This is a genomic window from Bradyrhizobium ivorense (assembly GCF_900696085.1).
In the GTDB taxonomy this organism is placed as follows: domain Bacteria; phylum Pseudomonadota; class Alphaproteobacteria; order Rhizobiales; family Xanthobacteraceae; genus Bradyrhizobium; species Bradyrhizobium ivorense.
Genome location: NZ_CAADFC020000016.1, coordinates 935,913 through 952,994, shown reverse-complemented (window position 1 = coordinate 952,994; position 17,082 = coordinate 935,913). Strand labels below are relative to the sequence as shown.

17 protein-coding genes are annotated in these 17,082 nt (G+C 65.5%); 10 read left to right on the top strand and 7 right to left on the bottom strand.

Annotated features, from left to right (window positions below; translation table 11 throughout):
* Window positions 1–41 precede the first annotated feature (41 nt).
* Together CI41S_RS24470 and CI41S_RS24465 are read left to right on the top strand one after the other, a co-directional pair.
* A complete protein-coding gene (locus CI41S_RS24470; RefSeq protein WP_139861902.1) occupies window positions 42–728 on the top strand; it encodes a haloacid dehalogenase type II in 687 nt (228 codons plus the stop codon).
* 182 nt (window positions 729–910) lie between these two features.
* Window positions 911–1,258, top strand: coding sequence for a hypothetical protein (locus tag CI41S_RS24465; RefSeq protein ID WP_139861901.1), 348 nt, complete (start codon window positions 911–913; stop codon window positions 1,256–1,258).
* 310 nt (window positions 1,259–1,568) lie between these two features.
* On the opposite strand, the gene CI41S_RS24460 is transcribed toward CI41S_RS24465, so the two are convergent.
* Window positions 1,569–2,519: a LysR substrate-binding domain-containing protein gene (locus CI41S_RS24460; RefSeq protein ID WP_139486918.1), complete on the bottom strand. Its 951-nt coding sequence runs from the start codon at window positions 2,517–2,519 to the stop codon at window positions 1,569–1,571.
* Between the two features lie 118 nt (window positions 2,520–2,637).
* On the opposite strand from CI41S_RS24460, the gene katG reads away from it, so the two are divergent.
* Window positions 2,638–4,818 carry a catalase/peroxidase HPI gene (gene katG / locus CI41S_RS24455; protein WP_139861900.1) on the top strand — a complete coding sequence of 727 codons (2,181 nt, stop codon included), beginning with the start codon at window positions 2,638–2,640 and terminating at the stop codon, window positions 4,816–4,818.
* Window positions 4,819–4,922: 104 nt separating this feature from the next.
* Here the strand turns inward: katG and CI41S_RS24450 are convergent, their stop codons facing one another.
* The 3 genes from CI41S_RS24450 to CI41S_RS24440 form a co-directional block, all read right to left on the bottom strand.
* Complete coding sequence (locus CI41S_RS24450; protein WP_139861899.1) at window positions 4,923–5,123, bottom strand: hypothetical protein; 201 nt, start codon at window positions 5,121–5,123, stop codon at window positions 4,923–4,925.
* Window positions 5,124–5,412: 289 nt separating this feature from the next.
* A complete protein-coding gene (locus CI41S_RS24445; protein ID WP_139861898.1) occupies window positions 5,413–6,423 on the bottom strand; it encodes an aldo/keto reductase in 1,011 nt (336 codons plus the stop codon).
* A 123-nt stretch (window positions 6,424–6,546) separates the two neighbouring features.
* Window positions 6,547–6,978 (bottom strand): PaaI family thioesterase, encoded by a 432-nt coding sequence (locus tag CI41S_RS24440; RefSeq protein WP_139861897.1) that lies wholly within the window; start codon window positions 6,976–6,978, stop codon window positions 6,547–6,549.
* A gap of 86 nt (window positions 6,979–7,064) precedes the next feature.
* Between CI41S_RS24440 and CI41S_RS24435 the strand changes: the two genes are divergently transcribed.
* Together CI41S_RS24435 and CI41S_RS24430 are read left to right on the top strand one after the other, a co-directional pair.
* Window positions 7,065–7,694 carry an NUDIX hydrolase gene (locus CI41S_RS24435; RefSeq protein ID WP_139861896.1) on the top strand — a complete coding sequence of 210 codons (630 nt, stop codon included), beginning with the start codon at window positions 7,065–7,067 and terminating at the stop codon, window positions 7,692–7,694.
* Between the two features lie 13 nt (window positions 7,695–7,707).
* The gene (locus CI41S_RS24430) at window positions 7,708–8,676 is read left to right on the top strand and encodes a Bug family tripartite tricarboxylate transporter substrate binding protein (RefSeq protein WP_139861895.1); all 969 of its coding nucleotides are present in this window, start codon (window positions 7,708–7,710) and stop codon (window positions 8,674–8,676) included.
* 3 nt (window positions 8,677–8,679) lie between these two features.
* Here the strand turns inward: CI41S_RS24430 and CI41S_RS24425 are convergent, their stop codons facing one another.
* Window positions 8,680–8,895 carry a hypothetical protein gene (locus CI41S_RS24425; protein WP_244626677.1) on the bottom strand — a complete coding sequence of 72 codons (216 nt, stop codon included), beginning with the start codon at window positions 8,893–8,895 and terminating at the stop codon, window positions 8,680–8,682.
* Window positions 8,896–9,038: 143 nt separating this feature from the next.
* Here CI41S_RS24425 and CI41S_RS24420 point away from each other — a divergent pair, with 143 nt between their 5' ends.
* Window positions 9,039–10,223, top strand: coding sequence for a hypothetical protein (locus CI41S_RS24420; RefSeq protein ID WP_139861893.1), 1,185 nt, complete (start codon window positions 9,039–9,041; stop codon window positions 10,221–10,223).
* A 287-nt stretch (window positions 10,224–10,510) separates the two neighbouring features.
* Here CI41S_RS24420 and CI41S_RS24415 read toward each other — a convergent pair whose 3' ends face one another.
* Window positions 10,511–10,810, bottom strand: a complete 300-nt coding sequence (locus tag CI41S_RS24415; protein ID WP_139486925.1) for a hypothetical protein — start codon at window positions 10,808–10,810, stop codon at window positions 10,511–10,513.
* A gap of 207 nt (window positions 10,811–11,017) precedes the next feature.
* Between CI41S_RS24415 and CI41S_RS24410 the strand changes: the two genes are divergently transcribed.
* Complete coding sequence (locus tag CI41S_RS24410) at window positions 11,018–11,497, top strand: hypothetical protein (protein WP_139486926.1); 480 nt, start codon at window positions 11,018–11,020, stop codon at window positions 11,495–11,497.
* Between the two features lie 22 nt (window positions 11,498–11,519).
* Here the strand turns inward: CI41S_RS24410 and CI41S_RS24405 are convergent, their stop codons facing one another.
* Window positions 11,520–12,737, bottom strand: coding sequence for an EAL domain-containing response regulator (locus CI41S_RS24405; protein WP_139861892.1), 1,218 nt, complete (start codon window positions 12,735–12,737; stop codon window positions 11,520–11,522).
* 731 nt (window positions 12,738–13,468) lie between these two features.
* Between CI41S_RS24405 and CI41S_RS24400 the strand changes: the two genes are divergently transcribed.
* The 3 genes from CI41S_RS24400 (at window position 13,469) to CI41S_RS24390 (ending at window position 17,034) form a co-directional block, all read left to right on the top strand.
* Window positions 13,469–14,416 carry a TAXI family TRAP transporter solute-binding subunit gene (locus tag CI41S_RS24400; protein WP_139861891.1) on the top strand — a complete coding sequence of 316 codons (948 nt, stop codon included), beginning with the start codon at window positions 13,469–13,471 and terminating at the stop codon, window positions 14,414–14,416.
* A gap of 135 nt (window positions 14,417–14,551) precedes the next feature.
* The gene (locus tag CI41S_RS24395; protein WP_139861890.1) at window positions 14,552–16,660 is read left to right on the top strand and encodes a TRAP transporter permease; all 2,109 of its coding nucleotides are present in this window, start codon (window positions 14,552–14,554) and stop codon (window positions 16,658–16,660) included.
* Entirely contained in the window at window positions 16,657–17,034 is a 378-nt protein-coding gene (locus CI41S_RS24390) for a DUF1850 domain-containing protein (RefSeq protein WP_244622530.1), read from the top strand. Before CI41S_RS24395 ends, CI41S_RS24390 begins: the two co-directional genes overlap by 4 nt.
* Window positions 17,035–17,082: the final 48 nt, after the last annotated feature.

Genomic DNA, 17,082 nt, shown 5'->3' with positions numbered 1-17,082 from the left:
CGGAAAGAGATCATGCTCAAGAAGAGCAAGGAGACCGACAAATGGCCAAGCTTCCCTTGATCGTGTTCGACGTCAACGAGACCCTGCTTGATCTCGAAACCATGGAGCCGGTGTTTGCGCGCATCTTTGGCGACAGCAATGCGATGCGGCTGTGGTTCGCGAATTTCATCATGTACTCGGCGGCGCTCACGGTGGCCGGCTGCTACGTGCCGTTCACCGACATCGGCGCCGCCGTGATGAAGATGCTGGCCGATACGCGTGGCATCAGGATCGACGAGGGCGACAAGAAGGAGCTGACGGACAAGTTCTCCACCATGCCGCCGCACGCGGAAGTGCCGGCGGCGCTGCGCAAGCTGCGCGCGGTCGGCTTCCGCCTGTTCACGCTGACCGACAATCTGCTCGAGGTGCAGACCCGCCAGCTGACCCATGGCGGCATCGTCGATCTGTTCGAACGGCGGTTTTCCGCCGACCGCGTCAAGCACCACAAGCCGTCGCGCCAGGCCTATGGCTATGTCGAGCGGGAACTCGGCGCAAAGCCCGCGGAATTCTGCCTGATTGCCTGCCACACCTGGGACACGCTGGGCGCGGTCGCCGCCGGCTGGGAGGCCGCGCTGATCAAGCGCCCCGGCAACGATTTGCTCGGCGTCGGGCCGCAGCCGCAGGTCGTCGGCCGTGATCTCGACGACGTCGCCGACCAGCTGATCCGCCGCTACGGCGCGAAAGCCTAGCGGTTCCCGCAGGATAGGCCGGGGCGACCGAGGGAACCCGGATCCCTCCAGTCCCGATGTCTCTGAAGCGCATAAAACCGGAATGAAATCCGATCCGGTTTTCAACCATGTCCCTTGAGTGTTCCTCAACCTCCGCCGCCGATGCTCGGCGGCGTCGAACGGAGCCACGAGGAGCCAGAAGCATGCCGGCCAAAGCACGAGCGACCGCAGCCAAGCCCCAGCCGCCGGAGCGCGAAGACATCTTGAACGCGCAGGCGATCAGCACGCTGAGCGCGGGCGCCGTCAGCGCCATGAGCGCGGTCGGCGCCGCCGTCATCAAGCGCAGCAAGACCGCGCTCGGCAAGAACCCGGACTGGTTCTGGCACATGTTCGCCAAGTGCGAGGCCAAGGCCGCCCGCATCGCCGAGCAGGCTGCGCGCGATCCCAACGCTTGGGGCGATGCGACCTTCATCGAGACCTATGCCAGCCAATTGCCAAAACTGCTGACTGCGGCGCTGGAGGCGCACGAGAAGGCGCTCAAGGCGAAGTGAGATCGGCGCAGGCGCGTAGATGAGCGCGAGCGTCATCCCGTCCAACAGCCGATGTAAGGCGAGCACGCAGCCGGGGCTCCCTCCCCCCTTGCGCGGGAGGGTTGGGGAGAGGGGTAACCCGCGGCGCGCTCTCTCATTCACGCGCGAATGATGCGCGAGCGACTTGCGAGGCCCTCACGCTCACATCAGCATCTCGCCCGCGGCACCCCTCTCCCCACCCTCTCCCGCAAGGGGAGAGGGAGCCTGACCGGCGTGCTCGCCTTACTTGACACCAGACCTGCGCGACACGCGATGTCGTCCCGGCGAATCCTCACGCCACCTTCCGCCGTCCCGCGCGCTTCGCGGCGGCGCCGTTCGCCTTCGGCGCGCGCAGGGCGTCGGCGGCGAGTGCCACCACCTCGGAGATCTGCTGCAATTGCGCGGCGAGCGGGCTGGTCTTGCGCCAGACCATGCCGATGGTCCGTGACGGCTGCGGATTCTTGAAGCGCGCCACCGTGACCGGCGCCGAGCGGGTTTCCACGCCGACCGCCATCTCCGGGATCAGGGTGACGCCGATGCCGGCGCCGACCATCTGCACCAGCGTCGACAGCGAGCTCGCATCGAGCAGCTCGCGCGGCGGCGAGGACTGCATGTTGCAGAACGACAGCGCCTGGTCGCGGAAGCAGTGGCCCTCCTCGAGCAGCAGCAGGCGCATCTCGCGCAGCATCTCGGCGCTCGGCACCGGCGTCTTGGCATCCTCGCCGGGCCGCACCAGCAGGAAATTCTCCGAAAACAGCGCGACCTCGCTCAGCGACGGTTCCGAGACCGGCAGCGCCACGATCGCGGTATCGAGCCGGCCCTCGACCACCTCCTTGATCAGTTTCGGCGTCAGCGTCTCGCGGACATGGATGTCGAGCTCGGGATGCAGCCGCGCCAGCGTCTCGATCACCTTGGGCAAGAGATACGGCGCGATGGTCGGGATCATGCCGACGCGCAGCCGGCCGGCCAGCCGGTCGCGCGAGGCGCGCGCGAAGTCGCCGAGCTCGTCGACCGAGCGCAGAATGTCGCGGACCCGGTGCAAAAGTTCCTCGCCGAACGCCGTCAGCGTCACCTGCCGTGCATTGCGCTCGATCAGCACGCCGCCGACCGCCTGTTCCATCTCGCGGATCTGCATCGACAGCGCCGGCTGCGACACCGCGCAGGCGTCCGCGGCGCGTCCGAAATGGCCGTGGCGGGCCAGCGCATCGAAATACCTGAGTTGCCGGAGTGTGACATTTATCATCAGATTATCTTATCGCCGCGATCATTAAAGTCAATTTCACCTGATGGATTGGGCCGCGTAGAATCATTCTTGGAAGAGCACCAGCCCATTCCAAAATCCATCACCTCGGAGAAGAAACATGGACGCAAAAACCGACGACGGTGCGGGCAAGTGCCCGTTCAATGCGAGCCCCCGCGGGCGCACCAACCGCGACTGGTGGCCGGAGTCGCTCGACGTCCAGGTCCTGCATCGGAATTCGAATCTGTCCGATCCCATGGGCAAGGACTTCGACTACGCCACGGCGTTCAAATCGCTCGACCTCAACGCCGTGATCAAGGATCTCACCGCCCTGATGACGGAGTCGCAGGACTGGTGGCCGGCCGACTACGGTCACTACGGCGGCCTGATGATCCGCATGGCCTGGCATAGCGCCGGCACCTATCGCATCACCGACGGTCGCGGCGGCGCCGGTGCCGGTCAGCAACGCTTCGCGCCGCTGAACAGCTGGCCGGACAACGCCAACCTCGACAAGGCGCGCCGGCTGCTGTGGCCGATCAAGCAGAAATACGGCAACAAGATCTCGTGGGCCGACCTGATGGTCCTCGCCGGCAACGTCGCGCTGGAATCGATGGGCTTCAAGACGTTCGGCTTCGCGGGCGGCCGCGCCGACGTCTGGGAGCCGGAAGAGCTGTACTGGGGTCCAGAAGGCACCTGGCTCGGCGACGAGCGCTACAGCGGCGAGCGCCAGCTCTCCGAGCCGCTCGGCGCGGTGCAGATGGGCCTGATCTACGTCAACCCGGAAGGCCCGAACGGCAAGCCGGATCCGCTCGCTGCGGCCAAGGACATCCGCGAGACGTTCTTCCGCATGGCGATGAACGACGAAGAAACCGTCGCGCTGATCGCCGGCGGTCACACCTTCGGCAAGACCCACGGCGCGGGCGATCCGTCGCTGGTCGGCCCCGAACCGGAAGCCGGCGCGCTCGAGGATCAGGGCCTCGGCTGGAAGAGCAAATACGGCACCGGCGTTGGCGCCGACTCGATCACCGGCGGCCCGGAAGTGGTCTGGACCCAGACCCCGACCAAGTGGAGCAACCACTTCTTCGACAACCTGTTCAAGTACGAATGGGAGCTGGAGAAGAGCCCGGCGGGTGCGCAGCAATGGGTGGCCAAGGGCGCCGACGCGGTGATCCCGGATCCGTTCGATCCGTCGAAGAAGCGCAAGCCGACCATGCTGACCACCGACCTCTCGCTGCGCGTCGATCCGGCCTATGAGAAGATCTCGCGCCGGTTCTACGAGCACCCGGATCAGTTCGCGGACGCCTTTGCCCGCGCCTGGTTCAAGCTCACGCATCGCGACATGGGCCCGATCCAGCGCTACCTCGGCCCGCTGGTGCCGAAGGAGGCGCTGATCTGGCAGGACCGCGTGCCGGCGCTCGATCACGAGGTGATCGGCGAGAAGGACATCGAGGCGCTGAAGGCGAAGATCCTCGCCTCCGGCCTGTCGGTGTCCGAACTGGTGTCGGCGGCCTGGGCCTCGGCGTCGACCTTCCGCGGCTCCGACAAGCGCGGCGGCGCCAACGGCGCGCGCGTCCGTCTCGCTCCGCAGAAGGACTGGGAGGTCAACGATCCGGCTCAGCTCAAGAATGTGCTGGGCAAGCTCGAAGCCATCCAGAAGGAGTTCAGCACCGGCGGCAAGAAGGTCTCGCTCGCCGATCTGATCGTGCTCGGCGGCGCTGCTGCGATCGAGAAGGCGGCCAAGGACGGCGGCACCAGCGTCAAGGTCCCGTTCACGCCCGGCCGCACCGACGCGTCGCAGGACCAGACCGACGTCGAGTCGTTCGCGCCGCTCGAGCCGCGGGCTGACGGCTTCCGCAACTACGTCAGCGGCAAGCATCAGTTCATGATGCCCGAGGAGGCGCTGGTGGATCGCGCGCAGCTGTTGCGGCTGACCGGACCGGAATTGACGGTTCTGGTCGGCGGCCTGCGCGTGCTCGGCGCCAACGCCAAGAAGTCCAAGCACGGCGTCTTCACCGGCAAGGTCGGGACGCTGACCAACGACTTCTTCCTCAACCTGCTCGACATGGGCACGGAGTGGAGCCATGTCGGCGAGGGCGTCTATGAGGGCCGCGACCGCAAGACCAAGGCGGTGAAGTGGACCGGCACCCGCGCCGACCTGATCTTCGGCTCGCACTCGCAGCTGCGCGCGTTCGCCGAGATCTACGGCCAGTCGGACTCCAAGGAGAAGTTCGTCAAGGACTTCGTCGCCGCCTGGGCCAAGGTGATGAACGCCGACCGCTTCGACCTCGTCGGCCACAAGTAAGCGGCGGTTAAGAACTGCAAGACAAGGGGGCGGCGCTTCGGCGCCGCCCTCACGCATTTCAGGGCTTGTACAAGACGAACGGCTTTCGAGGTTTGTCGCCTCTGTCAATCGTGCAGCTTCATGTCCCGGATCATCGCCTCGATCTCGGCTTTGGCCGGTGTTGGCGGGATGGTCCGCACCGCGCTGCCGGTCGTGTACGGGGCGGCGCACTGCGCCGTCTCGTGCGGCGATTGCACGATGGCGGTCAGGCTCGCCCAGCAGACGAACAGCGCCACCACCCAGTCCAGCACATTGGTTGCCGTCATTGCAGCACCAGCATCAGCATTATCATGCCGTGATGGTGCAGCCGACTCAGGGCTTGCGCAATTCGGAAGGCGCGAAACGTAACTTCGGCGTTGCCGAGTGATTGAAGCGGCGGTCTGTCCCCGTCATTGCGAGCCAACGGGTCGGCGCGAAGCGCCGCCCGATGACAGGCTCCGCGAAGCAATCCATCGATCCGCATATGCGGTGCTATGGATTGCTTCGTCGCAAGCGCTCCTCGCAATGACGGTGGATGGAGCGCGGCTCCAACTCAAAATCCCAGTGACGCTGCAGCTACTCCGTCCGCGCCCGGCGGCCTTCGATCGGGTAGGCCGGATCGTTGAAGCCCGGCGTCGAGGGATGGCCGGTGACGACCAGGCGGTCGATCAGCGCCTCGTCCTCGGCGGTGAAGCGGTAGTCGAGCGCGCTGATGTAGTCGTCCCACTGCGCTTCGGTGCGCGGGCCGGCGATCACGGCGCTGACGAACGACGAGTTCAGCACCCACGACACCGCGAACTGCCCGGCGGTGATGCCGCGCGCCTCGGCGTGGCGCTTGATCTCCTGCGCGAGTTGCAGCGATTCCGGCCGCCACTCGGTCTGCATCATGCGCTTGTCGTTGCGCCCCGCGCGGGTGTCGGCGGGCGGCGCTGCATCGGGCGCGTACTTGCCGGTCAGGACGCCGCGCGCCAGCGGGCTGTAGGGCACGATGCCGAGGCCATAGAAATTGCAGGCCGGAAAATGCTCGACCTCGGGCATCCGGTTCATTGCGTTGTAATAGGGCTGGCTCGCGATCGGGCGGTCGATGCCGAGCCGGTCGCAGATGTTGCAGATCTCGGCGACGCGCCAGGCGCGGTAGTTGGAGACGCCGAAATAGCGCACCTTGCCTGATCGGATCAGGTCGCCGATCGCGCGCACCGTCTCGTCGAGCGGCGTGGTGTGGTCTTCCTTGTGCAGATAGTAGATGTCGATGACATCGGTGCCGAGCCGCTGCAGGCTGGCATCGCAAGCCTGGAACACCCAGCGCCGCGACAGCCCGCCATGGTTGGGATCGTCGCCGATCGGGTTGGCGAGTTTGGTCGCCAGCACCCAGTTCGAGCGCTGGTTGGAAATGGCGCGGCCGACGACCTCCTCGGACTTGCCGCCATTATAGGCGTCGGCGCTGTCGATGAAATTGATGCCGGCCTCGCGCGCTTTCGCGATGATCCGGCCCGACGTCGCCTCGTCGGTGGGGCCGCCGAACATCATGCTGCCGAGGCAGATCGGGGATATCTTCAGGCCGCTGCGGCCGAGCTGACGGTATTGCATCTTGGCTCCCTCCGGCTGTCATTCCGGGATGGTCCGAAGGACCAGACCCGGAATCTCGAGATTCTCGGTGCGCAATTGCGCATCTGAGGGTTCGGTCCTGCGGACCGCCCCGGAATGACGGTGCTAACTCTCAGTCTTCAAAATCTTGAACACGCCATTGGCCATCGCGATGCAGCGCTTCTCGACCGTGACTTCCGTCGTGATGAAGATCAGGCTGCGGGTCGAGCGCACTACGCGCGGGCGGGTTGTGAGGATCTCGCCGATCTTGCCGGCCTCGACGAAATGGGTGTCGAGCTGCACCGTCGCGAGCGTCGGCTTGCCCGAGACGAAACGCGCGGCCATGCCGCAGGCGCGATCGGCAAAGGTCATGATCACGCCGCCCTGCACCAGGCCGCGGCGGTTGTGGTGCTTGTCCTCGGTGATCAGCGCGAGCTCGAGCGAACCGTCCTTCAGCCGCTCCCACAGCGGGCCGATCAGCGACAGGAAGCCGGTGGTTTCGGCGATCTTCCAGCCGTCGGCCTTGAGCTTGTCCGCGGCCAGTTTGTCCGCCGGCATGAGTTGGTCCATGGTCAATGATCGATCGCAGGAGGCATGTGTTGGCAGTCATTTCATCAAACGCTGCAGTGTTGTAGTCAAGGTGCATGGCCCGCTCATTTGACGATGCCACCCGGCGGAATATCGCAGAGCTCTGCGCCGCGTTCACGCGCCTGGCGCCGGCGGATGCCGGACCGATGCTGAAGCGCGCCGCGGTCGCGATCGCGCTGACCGAAGCCGATGATGGCGTAGGTACGGCGTTCCTCTTGACCCGCCGCAGCGCCAGCCTGCGCTCCCACCGCGCGCAATGGGCGCTGCCCGGCGGCCGCTGCGATGCCGGCGAAACCCAGGTCCAGTCGGCGCTCCGCGAATTGCACGAGGAGCTCGGAATGGCGCTCGGCGAGCGTGACGTGCTCGGCATGCTCGACGACTACCCGACGCGCTCGGGCTATCTGATCACACCGGTCGTGGTCTGGGCCGGCGCGCGTGCCGCAATCACCCCGAACCCGGACGAGGTCGCTTCGGTGCATCGCATCGGCCTCGATGCGATCGAGGCCGATGACGTCTTTACGTTCGTCACGATCCCCGAGAGCGTGCGGCGCGTGATTCGTTTCCGGCTCGGCGGGTCGCATATCCATGCGCCCACCGCCGCATTGATCTATCAATTTCGCGAAGTGCTGGCCGGGCGCAACACTCGCGTCGCCGATCTGGAGCAGCCGGTGTTCGCCTGGAAGTAGGGAGGAAAACATAATGAAAAAACTGATCGTCGCTGTTGCCGCGCTCGCCTTCGCCGCGCTGTCGGACGCGGCACAGGCGCAGAACTATCCGGTGCGGCCGATCACGCTGGTGATTCCGTTCGCGCCCGGCGGCAGCACCTCGATCGTCGGCCGCGGCGTCGCCGAGAAGATGGGCGAGCTGCTCGGCGAGAAGGTCGTGGTCGACAACCGGCCGGGCGCGGGCGGCACCGTCGGCACCAAGGCGGTCGCCAAGAGCGACCCCGACGGCTACACGCTGCTGCTCGGCTACACCGGCACGCTCGCGATCGGGCCGTCGCTCTACAAGAATGCCGGCTACGACCCGCGCAAGGATTTTGCGCCGATCGGCATGATCGGCAATGCGCCGAACTCGCTGGTGGTGCATCCGTCCTTCCAGGCCAAGTCGGTCGCCGAATTGATCGCCTACGCCAAGGCCAATCCGGGCAAGGTCAATTTCGGATCGGCCGGCGCCGGCACCGCGAGCCACATCACCGGCGAATATTTCGCGCGCGCCGCCGGCATCACCTTGGTGCACATCCCCTACAAGGGCACGGGCCCGGCGCTGACCGATCTGCTCGGCGGTCACATCCCGATGGCGTTCGCGCCGATCCCCGCGTCGCACACCAATGTCGCGGCGGGCAAGCTGCGCGCGCTCGCGGTGACCAGCTCGACACGCTCCGGCCTGCTGCCGGATGTGCCGACGATCGCGGAAGCGGGGCTGCCGGGATTCGACGCCTCGCTCTATTACGGCCTGGTAGCGCCTGCCGGCACGCCGCGGCCGGTGATCGACAAGCTCAACAAGGCGCTGCACGCGGCGCTGGCCTCGGAAGAGGTGAAGCGGCAGCTCGGCAATGACGGCACCGACATCACGCCCGGCACGCCGGAGGACTATGCCGATTTCATCGACAAGGACGAGAAGAAGTGGGCGCAGCTGGTCAAGGCGAGCGGCGTCGAGCAGGAGTGAACATCACTGGGCGTGCGGCTTGCGCCGGTCCGGCCGTGTTGCCTTCGGCGGCACGGTGGCTGCCTTCGCCTCGGGTTCCGGCGGCGCCCGCGACACGTTGTCGTAACAGGTGAGGCGCGAGCGCGTATCCGGAAAAGTGGCGCAATCCGGACGCTCGGCGCGCGCCGGCGCCGCGAGCGTCGCCAAGGCTGCGGCGGCGAGCCAGATCGTCATTCTCATGGGCGCCTCCATCCGTTCCGAGATCACTCCTGTCACAGAACACCGTATCTTGACGGATATTCGCGGTCGCATCGCGGCATCGCGCCGCTCTCGACGCCCTAATTCCGGGCTGACTTCGCGGCCGCGCTTGCTACAAGGGGACGATGCGCCCGCAATTGATTCGCCTCTGTTCAGGATTTTTCGCGCTCGCGCTGACCGCGGGTGCGCCGCAGGTCGTGGCCGCGGAACTGCCGCCGTCCGTCGCGGGCGCGATGGCGCAGGGGGCGTCGCCGCAGGCGATCGCGGAATATCGCCGCAAGCTGAAGGAATATTTGGAGGCTCGCGCCGCGTTCGATCAGGAGGCCGGCGCCTACTGGAACGCGATCGCCGAGAAGCGGCGCGGCCGCAATGCCAAGCGCCGCGAGCGCATTCAGATCACGCTCGACGATTACGTGCTGGAGCACCCGCCGCTCTACACGGGTCCGAAGCGGCCGGTGAATCCCGAGCCGGAGGAGACGCCGGAGCGCCCCGAGAAAAGGCCGATTCCCGTGGTCGCCGATTTCGTCGCCGCGGCGCAGGAACTCTATCAGTTCACGCCGCAGCGCCCGGCCAACGAGATCGAGTTCAAGCGCGCCTATGCGCGCTACGCGCTCGCGTCAGGCCTGACGCGCGAGCAGGCGGTGCGGGTCTATTCGTTCGAGACCGGCGGCACCGGCAGTTACGACGTGCAATCGGGCATCGAGCATGGCGGCAAGCGCGCGATCTCGACCGCGATCGGCTACAATCAGCTGCTGACCACCAACAGCGTCGAGCTGCTCGCCGAGCAGGGCCACGAACTGGTTCGCGCACTCGCCGAAAAGGTCGCCCAGACCTCAGGGCCGCCGCGCAAATCGCTCGAGCACAAGCTCGCGGTGCTGAAGCGCATGGTGGCGCATGCCAAGGCGGTGCCGGACACCTGGTCGGAGCACGAGAAGATCGGCAACACGCCGCAGGGCTGGGCCATGCACGCCATGGTGCTCGACATCGACGTTGGCCCGATGCTGCAGACCCACAAGCTGCTGACCTCGGTGATCTTCGCCCGCAACAAGGGCTACGGCCGGCCGCTCACCGCGGCCGAACTCGAGATGATGAACCTGACCGGCGACGGCACCGGGCTCGACATGGTGACCATGCCGCAGGCGATGCGCGAGCAGGTGCCGACCGCGAACTTCTTCCAGCGCTCCGGCTACGAGCGCAATCCGGTCGCGATCCGCCACAACACGGTGGCGAAGCTGCTCGCGGTCACCAACGAGCGGATGGACTTCAACAGCAACAAGCCCGGTGCGAGAGAGCTCGCCACGGCGTTCTGACGCCCAGAGCGCGATGTGATTACGTTGAATCGGTTTGACCGCGGGTTCGGTCCACCTCTCCCCGGCGGGGACAGGTCGATTTGCGCAGCCAATCGGGTGAGGGCCGCAGCACTAACGAGGGAGCGTAACCCCTCACCCGGCGCTGCGCGCCGACCTCTCCCAAGGGAGAGGTGAACTTTCCATGCTGCGCCAGCTCAACCTAATCTCATCGCGCTCCACCGCTTCGCACTTTGCGCTAACGCGGCCCTTCGGGTCCGGATCATGCTTTGGCTGCCGAGGGAAAGAGCTCAGTTCGAACCGAACATGAACTTGCCGTCACCCTCGAGATAGGGGCCGGAGCGCATATAGAGCTGGCCGTTCTGGCCGATGAAGAACAGCGTGCCCCGCGGCACCTTCTTGGCGCCCTTCAGCAGCGTGCCGGCATTGTTGGTGCCCATCTTGTAGGACCAGGTCTTGCCCTCCTTGTCATAGGCGTAGCCCATGTCGGGCTTCAGCTCCCACGGCGTGGCGCTCTGCGCGAATGCGGGCGCGGTCAACGTGGCAAGGGCAGCGATCGTCAAAAAGGTCTTGGTTGAAATACGTGTCATGATCCACCTCACGGCTGAAAAAAGCGTGTTGTCCCCATCGTTTCTGAACAAATCACGAACGCTGTTGCGTCGTCAATACGACAAAGGTGCGCGGTCGCTCACACCCTCCGCGACTTTGTGATTTCCCGCCGCAAGCTTGGCGACTATCTTCGCGTTACCGTTTACAAACGCGTTGATTGCCAGAAACACAGGTTGGGGATGGTCAGGATGCATCACGTCATGAAGATCGGTTTCGGTGTCGCTCTGTCGTTCATGACGCTGGCTTCGGTCGCGCAAGCCGACGAGTTCAAGTTGTCCAACAACCAGCGGATTTCCTGCAGCCGCGGCCTGTCGGCCGGCAAGCTCAACACCGCGACCTGCCGCTCCTATGCCTACCTGTTCAACGCCAAGACCTCGGAATACTTCCGCTGCCAGGTGTCGCTGGCGCTGACGCGGGACAACAAGGAGGTCATCAACGTCCAGGCCGACGGCGGCTGCACCAAGAAGCCGCGGATCTTCGACACCGACGGCAATTATTCGTTCGACGCCACCGAGACTGAGCCGCCGAACACCAACTCGTTTTTCGGTCCCGGCGGCTATGCGATCTGGGCGAGCGACAACACCACCCAGAAGATCCGCGGCTGCATCACCATCTCGTCCGGCCTCGGCTCCGACATCTCCAAGTGCCTCGACATGACGTTTCAGTGACGCCTGACCGGCGCGCAGCCCGTTACGAATCGGGCTGCGGGCCTGATGCCAGCGAGACCCGCGACCGCGCGAACTTCTTGACGCCCATCGGCTTGCCGAACAGGTAGCCCTGGACCAGGTCGAAATCCATCTCGTGCGCGGCCAGGAAATCCGAGCGCGTCTCGACGCCCTGCGCGACCACCAGCGCGCCGTTGTCGTGGGCGAGCTCGACGATCCGGCGGCACACCGTCTGCTTGAGGCGCTGGTCGGCGCAGCCGGTGACGAACTGGTGGTCGACCTTCACCTCGACGAAGGGGAAGCTCTCCAGCCCCAGCAGCGACGGCCAGTTGGCGCCGACATTGTCGATCGAGATCGCGATGTTGTGCAGCCGCACCCGCCTTGCGACGTCGATCGCAAGATCGAGATTGTCGATCACCTCGCCGCTGTCGATCTCGATCAGAAGGCCCGCGAATGCCGGATGATCCGGCATCCGGCGGCACAGCTCGCCCACCGCGTCGTCGTCGGCAAGAAACGAGATCGGCAGGTTGATCGAGAGGTTGACCGGGCCGATCTGTTCCACGAGATAGCGCCAGTCCTCGATCGCCCGCTCGATCACGAAGTGCGACAGGGCATTGAAATGCGGGTCGCCGTCATCGGGAATGAAGTAGGCCGGCGGAACCACGCCCCAGGCGGGATGGCGCATCCTTATCAGCGCCTCCGCGCCGCTCGGCGCCAGGGTCCTGAGCTGAATCTTCTGCTGGTACCAGAGCTCGAGCCAGCCGGCCTTGAGCGCTTCGGGCACATCCACGGCCGGGCTCGGCGCCGGCTCGACCGGCATCAGCGAGGCCAGGCTGTCGCGCAGCGTTCCGGCGCTGAACGGCGTCGAGAGCGCCGGCAGCATGGCGATCCCGTATTCGTCGCCGATCTGGCGCACGGCCTTGACGATGATCGAGTCCGGCTGACCGATCACCAGAACCTTGCCGCCATAGTCCTTTCTCACCAAAGTCTCGAGAATTTTACTGACTTCGATGCCGTCCACGGACACGCCGAGCACCAGAACATCCGGCCGTTCCGCGTCCAGGACGGTGTCGAGATCGGCCGCCTGGGTGCATTCGCAGGTGATGAAACCGAGGTCTTCGAGCGCCTCGGCCAGGAAGGTGCGAAGGTGCTTTTTGCTGTCCGCAATGCATGCGCGCGGAGTCAGCTTGCGATGCCCGAACCAACCGGCCCGTGCGTGTCCGATGTGACTGACGTGATTCATGCCCCGCCTTTTTTTGGAATTGCCCCGGCGCAAGTCGTACAACTACGGGGTGGCGGCAATCATGGAAATTTCAGGGTTATACAAGCGTTGCTTCGCTAACCTTAAAGCCGACAATTCGAATTAAATTGCGATCGAACGACACCGCGAGAGCGCCATGTTGCCTGCAATAAAGGCGTCATCTGACCTTCATCGCCGCTTCACGATCACGACTGGAATGCACCGTTGTCGTGTGTCATCGCGAGACCGCGTTAATGCCTGTGTTGATGCGCCGCTACAGACGCGAATCTGCACCATTGCTGAACAGCAGATCGCGTCGCGCGTTCTGAATCACGGCGCGCGCAACGCGTGGCCTGCGATCGCGACTCGATCGGGCGACGAGCCGCGCCAGCTGGTTCGCGGCGTCGATACGGCAGAGCGAGAGGTCGCGGCCGTCGCAATGTCTCCGCGCTCGGTCAGCGGGTAGATCGCGAGATAGGGGCCGAGCCCGTCGCGCACATCGGCGAGGAAGAAGTTCAGCGCATCGAGCGCCCCACGGTCGCCCCGGACGGCTGCAAATCATACCTCGCTGGCAGGTTGCGCCTCTCAACCCGCGCGGCAGGCGGAGAGTTCCCGGCATCTTCCGAAAGCAGTGCTGGCATACCGAATTTTGCCCGGCATGCGTCGTTTGGATGGCTTGACCCGGCGGGGACACAAGGCCAACGTCCGCCCGGCTTAAGGGGAGAATAATACTCATGAATTGGAAGTTGGTGGCGGCCGCGACCGTGGCAGCCAGCGTGCTCGCCGCGCCTGTCGCGCGGGCCGAGCAGTTCATTAACGTGCTGACCGGCGGAACCTCCGGCGTCTACTATCCGCTCGGCGTCGCGATGGGGAAGATCTACGGCGACAAGATCCCTGGCGTGAAGACCCAGGTGCAGGCCACCAAGGCCTCGGTCGAGAACCTGGTGCTGCTGCAGCAGGGCCGCGGCGAGATCGCCTTCACGCTCGGCGATTCGCTGAAGGCGGCCTGGGAGGGCGATGCCGAAGCCGGCTTCAAGACCAAGCTCGACAAGCTGCGCACCATCGGCGCGATCTACCCGAACTACATCCAGATCGTCGCCACCGCCGAAAGCGGCATCAAGACGCTGGCCGATCTGAAGGGCAAGAGCCTGTCGGTCGGCGCGCCGAAGTCCGGCACCGAGCTGAACTCGCGCGCCATCCTTGCGGCCGCCGGCATGAGCTACAAGGACCTCGGCAAGGTCGAATATCTGCCGTTCGCCGAGTCGGTCGACCTGATGAAGAACCGCCAGCTCAACGCGACGCTGCAGTCCGCCGGCCTCGGCGTCGCCTCGCTGAAGGACCTCTCGACCTCGACCGACATCACCGTGGTCGCGGTGCCGAAGGAAACCGTCGACAAGATCGGCCCGCCCTTCGTCTCGGTCGTCATTCCGGCCAACACCTATACCGGCCAGGACAAGGACGTGCGGACGGCTGCGGTCGTGAACTATCTCGTCACCTCGAGTGCGGTGTCGGATGAACTGGCCTATCAGATGACCAAGCTGGTCTATGATTCGCTGCCGGAGCTTGCCAACGCCCATGCCGCCGGCAAGGAGATCAAGCTCGAGGCCGCCGCGACCGGCAGCCCGGTGCCGTTGCACCCGGGCGCGATCCGCTATTACAAGGAAAAGGGCCTGATCAAGTAGGGCTATTACGCTTCAAGGGTGTCATGGCCGGGCTTGACCCGGCCATCCATCTTTCTAAAGAGCCTATTTTTCGATGGATGCGCGGGTCAGGCCCGCGCATGACGTGCGGGGGACGCACGGCGGGGGACTGATTCAATGCAGCAGCAGCTTGAGGGCGCCGAGCCCGTCAAGGTCGAATTCGACAATTTCGAGCATGGCTTTCCGGAAGGGTTTGGCCCCGGCGGCTGGGGCTATCTGGCCTATGCGGTCGGCCTCGCCTTTGCGGTGTTCCAGCTCTATGTCGCCGCCTTCAACTACCTGCCGAGCCAGGTGGTGCGCGGCGTCCATGTCGGCTTCCTGATCCTCCTGACCTTCGGCCTGATCGGCAATTTCACCGCCAAGACCGATTTCGGCCGCGCGGTGAGCTGGATCGTCGGCGGTGCCGGCTTTCTCTGCGGGCTCTATCAGTGGATCTTCTACGCCGACCTGATCGCCCGCGACGGCGATCCGACCACCACCGACCTTGCGGTCGGCACGCTGCTCGCGGTGCTGATCTTCGAGGGCACGCGGCGGCTGATGGGCGCGGCGCTGCCGCTGATGTGCGGCGCCTGCCTGCTGTACTGGTTCTTCGGGCAGTATCTGCCGTCGCCGCTCAATCATCGCGGCTATGATTTCGACCAGATCGTCACCCATCTCTCGTTCGGCACCGAAGGTTTTTACGGCGTGCCGATCTACGTTTCGGCGACCTACATCTTCCTGTTCATCCTGTTCGGCTCGTTCCTGGAGCGCGCCGGCATGATCCAGCTGTTCACCGACGTCTCGCTCGGCCTGTTCGGCCGCACCCGCGGCGGGCCGGCCAAGGTCGCGGTGTTCGCCTCGGGCATGATGGGCACGATCTCCGGCTCTGGCGTCGCCAACGTCGTCACCGTCGGCCAGTTCACGATTCCGCTGATGATCAAGTTCGGCTATCGCCGCGCCTTCGCCGCCGGTGTCGAGGCCACCGCCTCGATGGGCGGACAGATCATGCCGCCGGTGATGGGCGCCGTTGCCTTCATCATGGCGGAGACGCTCGGCGTGCCCTATTCGGAGATCGTCAAGGCGGCGGTGATCCCGGCGATCCTGTATTTCGCCTCGGCGTTCTGGATGGTGCATCTGGAGGCGGGCAAGCACGGCCTGGTCGGCATGAAGCGCTCGGAGATCCCGAGCGCCTGGAAGGCGTTGGTGGCGCGCTGGTACCTGGTGTTGCCGCTCGCCGCGCTGGTCTACATGCTGTTCGAGGGTTTTACGCCGCTCTATGCCGGCAGCATGGGGCTTGCGCTCACTGTGGCGCTGATCCTCGGCGCCAGCATCACGCTCGGCTTTTCCAACACCGTGATCCGCTACGTGTTCTGGATCGGGCTCGCGCTTGTCGTCGCCGCGGTCTCGCGCAAGGGGCTCGAGATCATTCCGGTCGCCAGCGTCGTCGCCGGCCTGATCGTGATCGCCGCGATCACACGCGGCGGCCGCGCCACCCTCAAAGCCTGCCGCGACTCGCTCGCCGACAGCGCCAAGTCGGCGCTGACCGTCGGCATGGCCTGCGCCATCGTCGGCACCATCATCGGCATGATGACGCAGACCGGCGTCGGCACCATCTTCGGCAGCTGGATCATCGGGCTCGGCGCCAAGAGCCTGTTCCTGGCGCTGATCATGACCATGCTCCTGTCGATCCTGCTCGGCACCGGCATCCCGACCATCCCGACCTACATCATCACGGCCGCGCTCGCCGCGCCGGCGCTGGCGAAACTCGGCGTGCCGCTGATCGCGAGCCACATGTTCGCGTTCTATTACGGCATCATGGCTGACCTCTCGCCGCCGGTGGCGCTCGCGGCGCTGGCGGCGGCGCCGATCGCCAAGGAGAACCCGGACAAGATCGGCTGGGAGGCGATGCGGATCGCGCTCGCCGGCTACGTCATTCCCTTCATCTTCGTGTATTCGCCGGCGCTGATGCTGCAGAGCGGAGACCCGATGCAGGCGCAGCTCGGCTTCTACGGCGCGGTGGCGCTGGCGACCTTCAAGGCGCTGGTGGCGATCGCCCTGTTCGGCATCGTCGCGATCGGCTTCCTGTTCACGCGGCTGACTTTGGTCGAGATCGCGGTGGCGTTCGTGGCGGCGCTCTGCCTGCTCGGCGATTTCCCGTTCTCGGACACCGCGGGCTTCACGCTGTCGGCGGCCGTCCTGCTCTGGCAGTGGCGGCAGCGCGCGCGCGACGCGGTGGCGGCGGCTTGAGCCTCTGCCTCGCCTCCGCAGGCGTGGTGAAGACGCTGTCGGTGGCGGCGTTCACGCTCGCCTGGACCCATTCGATCGAGAAGACCGCCTGGCAGGAGGATTGGCTGATCACATCAGCCGGCCTCGAGCTGACGCAGGCCCGCATCAAGGGCACCGGCGCCGGCATGGAGCCGCCGCCGGAGGCGCGGCTCGTCGGCGGCTGGTTTCAATGGTCGCCGCCGCCGCTGCCTCGGCCGGAAGTCGTGCTCGGCAATTCCGGCGCCGCCGGCGAATGGCTTCTGTGCCACGCGGGACGCTGCCAGACGCTATCGGAGATTTTCGGCCATCCGATCGGTGCTAATGTCACCACGATGAGCGCTTGCGACAATCCGTAGCCCGGATGGAGCGCAGCGTAATCCGGGAACAGCGGCCCCGGATTGCGC

What these genes read in the sequence shown, in the direction of transcription:
- CI41S_RS24470 (WP_139861902.1), top strand. Translation starts at nt 42, where the DNA reads ATGGCCAAGCTTCCCTTGATCGTGTTCGACGTCAACGAGACCCTGCTT.
- CI41S_RS24465 (WP_139861901.1), top strand. Translation starts at nt 911, where the DNA reads ATGCCGGCCAAAGCACGAGCGACCGCAGCCAAGCCCCAGCCGCCGGAG.
- CI41S_RS24460 (WP_139486918.1), bottom strand. Translation starts at nt 2,519, where the DNA reads ATGATAAATGTCACACTCCGGCAACTCAGGTATTTCGATGCGCTGGCC.
- katG (WP_139861900.1), top strand. Translation starts at nt 2,638, where the DNA reads ATGGACGCAAAAACCGACGACGGTGCGGGCAAGTGCCCGTTCAATGCG.
- CI41S_RS24450 (WP_139861899.1), bottom strand. Translation starts at nt 5,123, where the DNA reads ATGACGGCAACCAATGTGCTGGACTGGGTGGTGGCGCTGTTCGTCTGC.
- CI41S_RS24445 (WP_139861898.1), bottom strand. Translation starts at nt 6,423, where the DNA reads ATGCAATACCGTCAGCTCGGCCGCAGCGGCCTGAAGATATCCCCGATC.
- CI41S_RS24440 (WP_139861897.1), bottom strand. Translation starts at nt 6,978, where the DNA reads ATGCCGGCGGACAAACTGGCCGCGGACAAGCTCAAGGCCGACGGCTGG.
- CI41S_RS24435 (WP_139861896.1), top strand. Translation starts at nt 7,065, where the DNA reads ATGGCCCGCTCATTTGACGATGCCACCCGGCGGAATATCGCAGAGCTC.
- CI41S_RS24430 (WP_139861895.1), top strand. Translation starts at nt 7,708, where the DNA reads ATGAAAAAACTGATCGTCGCTGTTGCCGCGCTCGCCTTCGCCGCGCTG.
- CI41S_RS24425 (WP_244626677.1), bottom strand. Translation starts at nt 8,895, where the DNA reads ATGAGAATGACGATCTGGCTCGCCGCCGCAGCCTTGGCGACGCTCGCG.
- CI41S_RS24420 (WP_139861893.1), top strand. Translation starts at nt 9,039, where the DNA reads ATGCGCCCGCAATTGATTCGCCTCTGTTCAGGATTTTTCGCGCTCGCG.
- CI41S_RS24415 (WP_139486925.1), bottom strand. Translation starts at nt 10,810, where the DNA reads ATGACACGTATTTCAACCAAGACCTTTTTGACGATCGCTGCCCTTGCC.
- CI41S_RS24410 (WP_139486926.1), top strand. Translation starts at nt 11,018, where the DNA reads ATGCATCACGTCATGAAGATCGGTTTCGGTGTCGCTCTGTCGTTCATG.
- CI41S_RS24405 (WP_139861892.1), bottom strand. Translation starts at nt 12,737, where the DNA reads ATGAATCACGTCAGTCACATCGGACACGCACGGGCCGGTTGGTTCGGG.
- CI41S_RS24400 (WP_139861891.1), top strand. Translation starts at nt 13,469, where the DNA reads ATGAATTGGAAGTTGGTGGCGGCCGCGACCGTGGCAGCCAGCGTGCTC.
- CI41S_RS24395 (WP_139861890.1), top strand. Translation starts at nt 14,552, where the DNA reads ATGCAGCAGCAGCTTGAGGGCGCCGAGCCCGTCAAGGTCGAATTCGAC.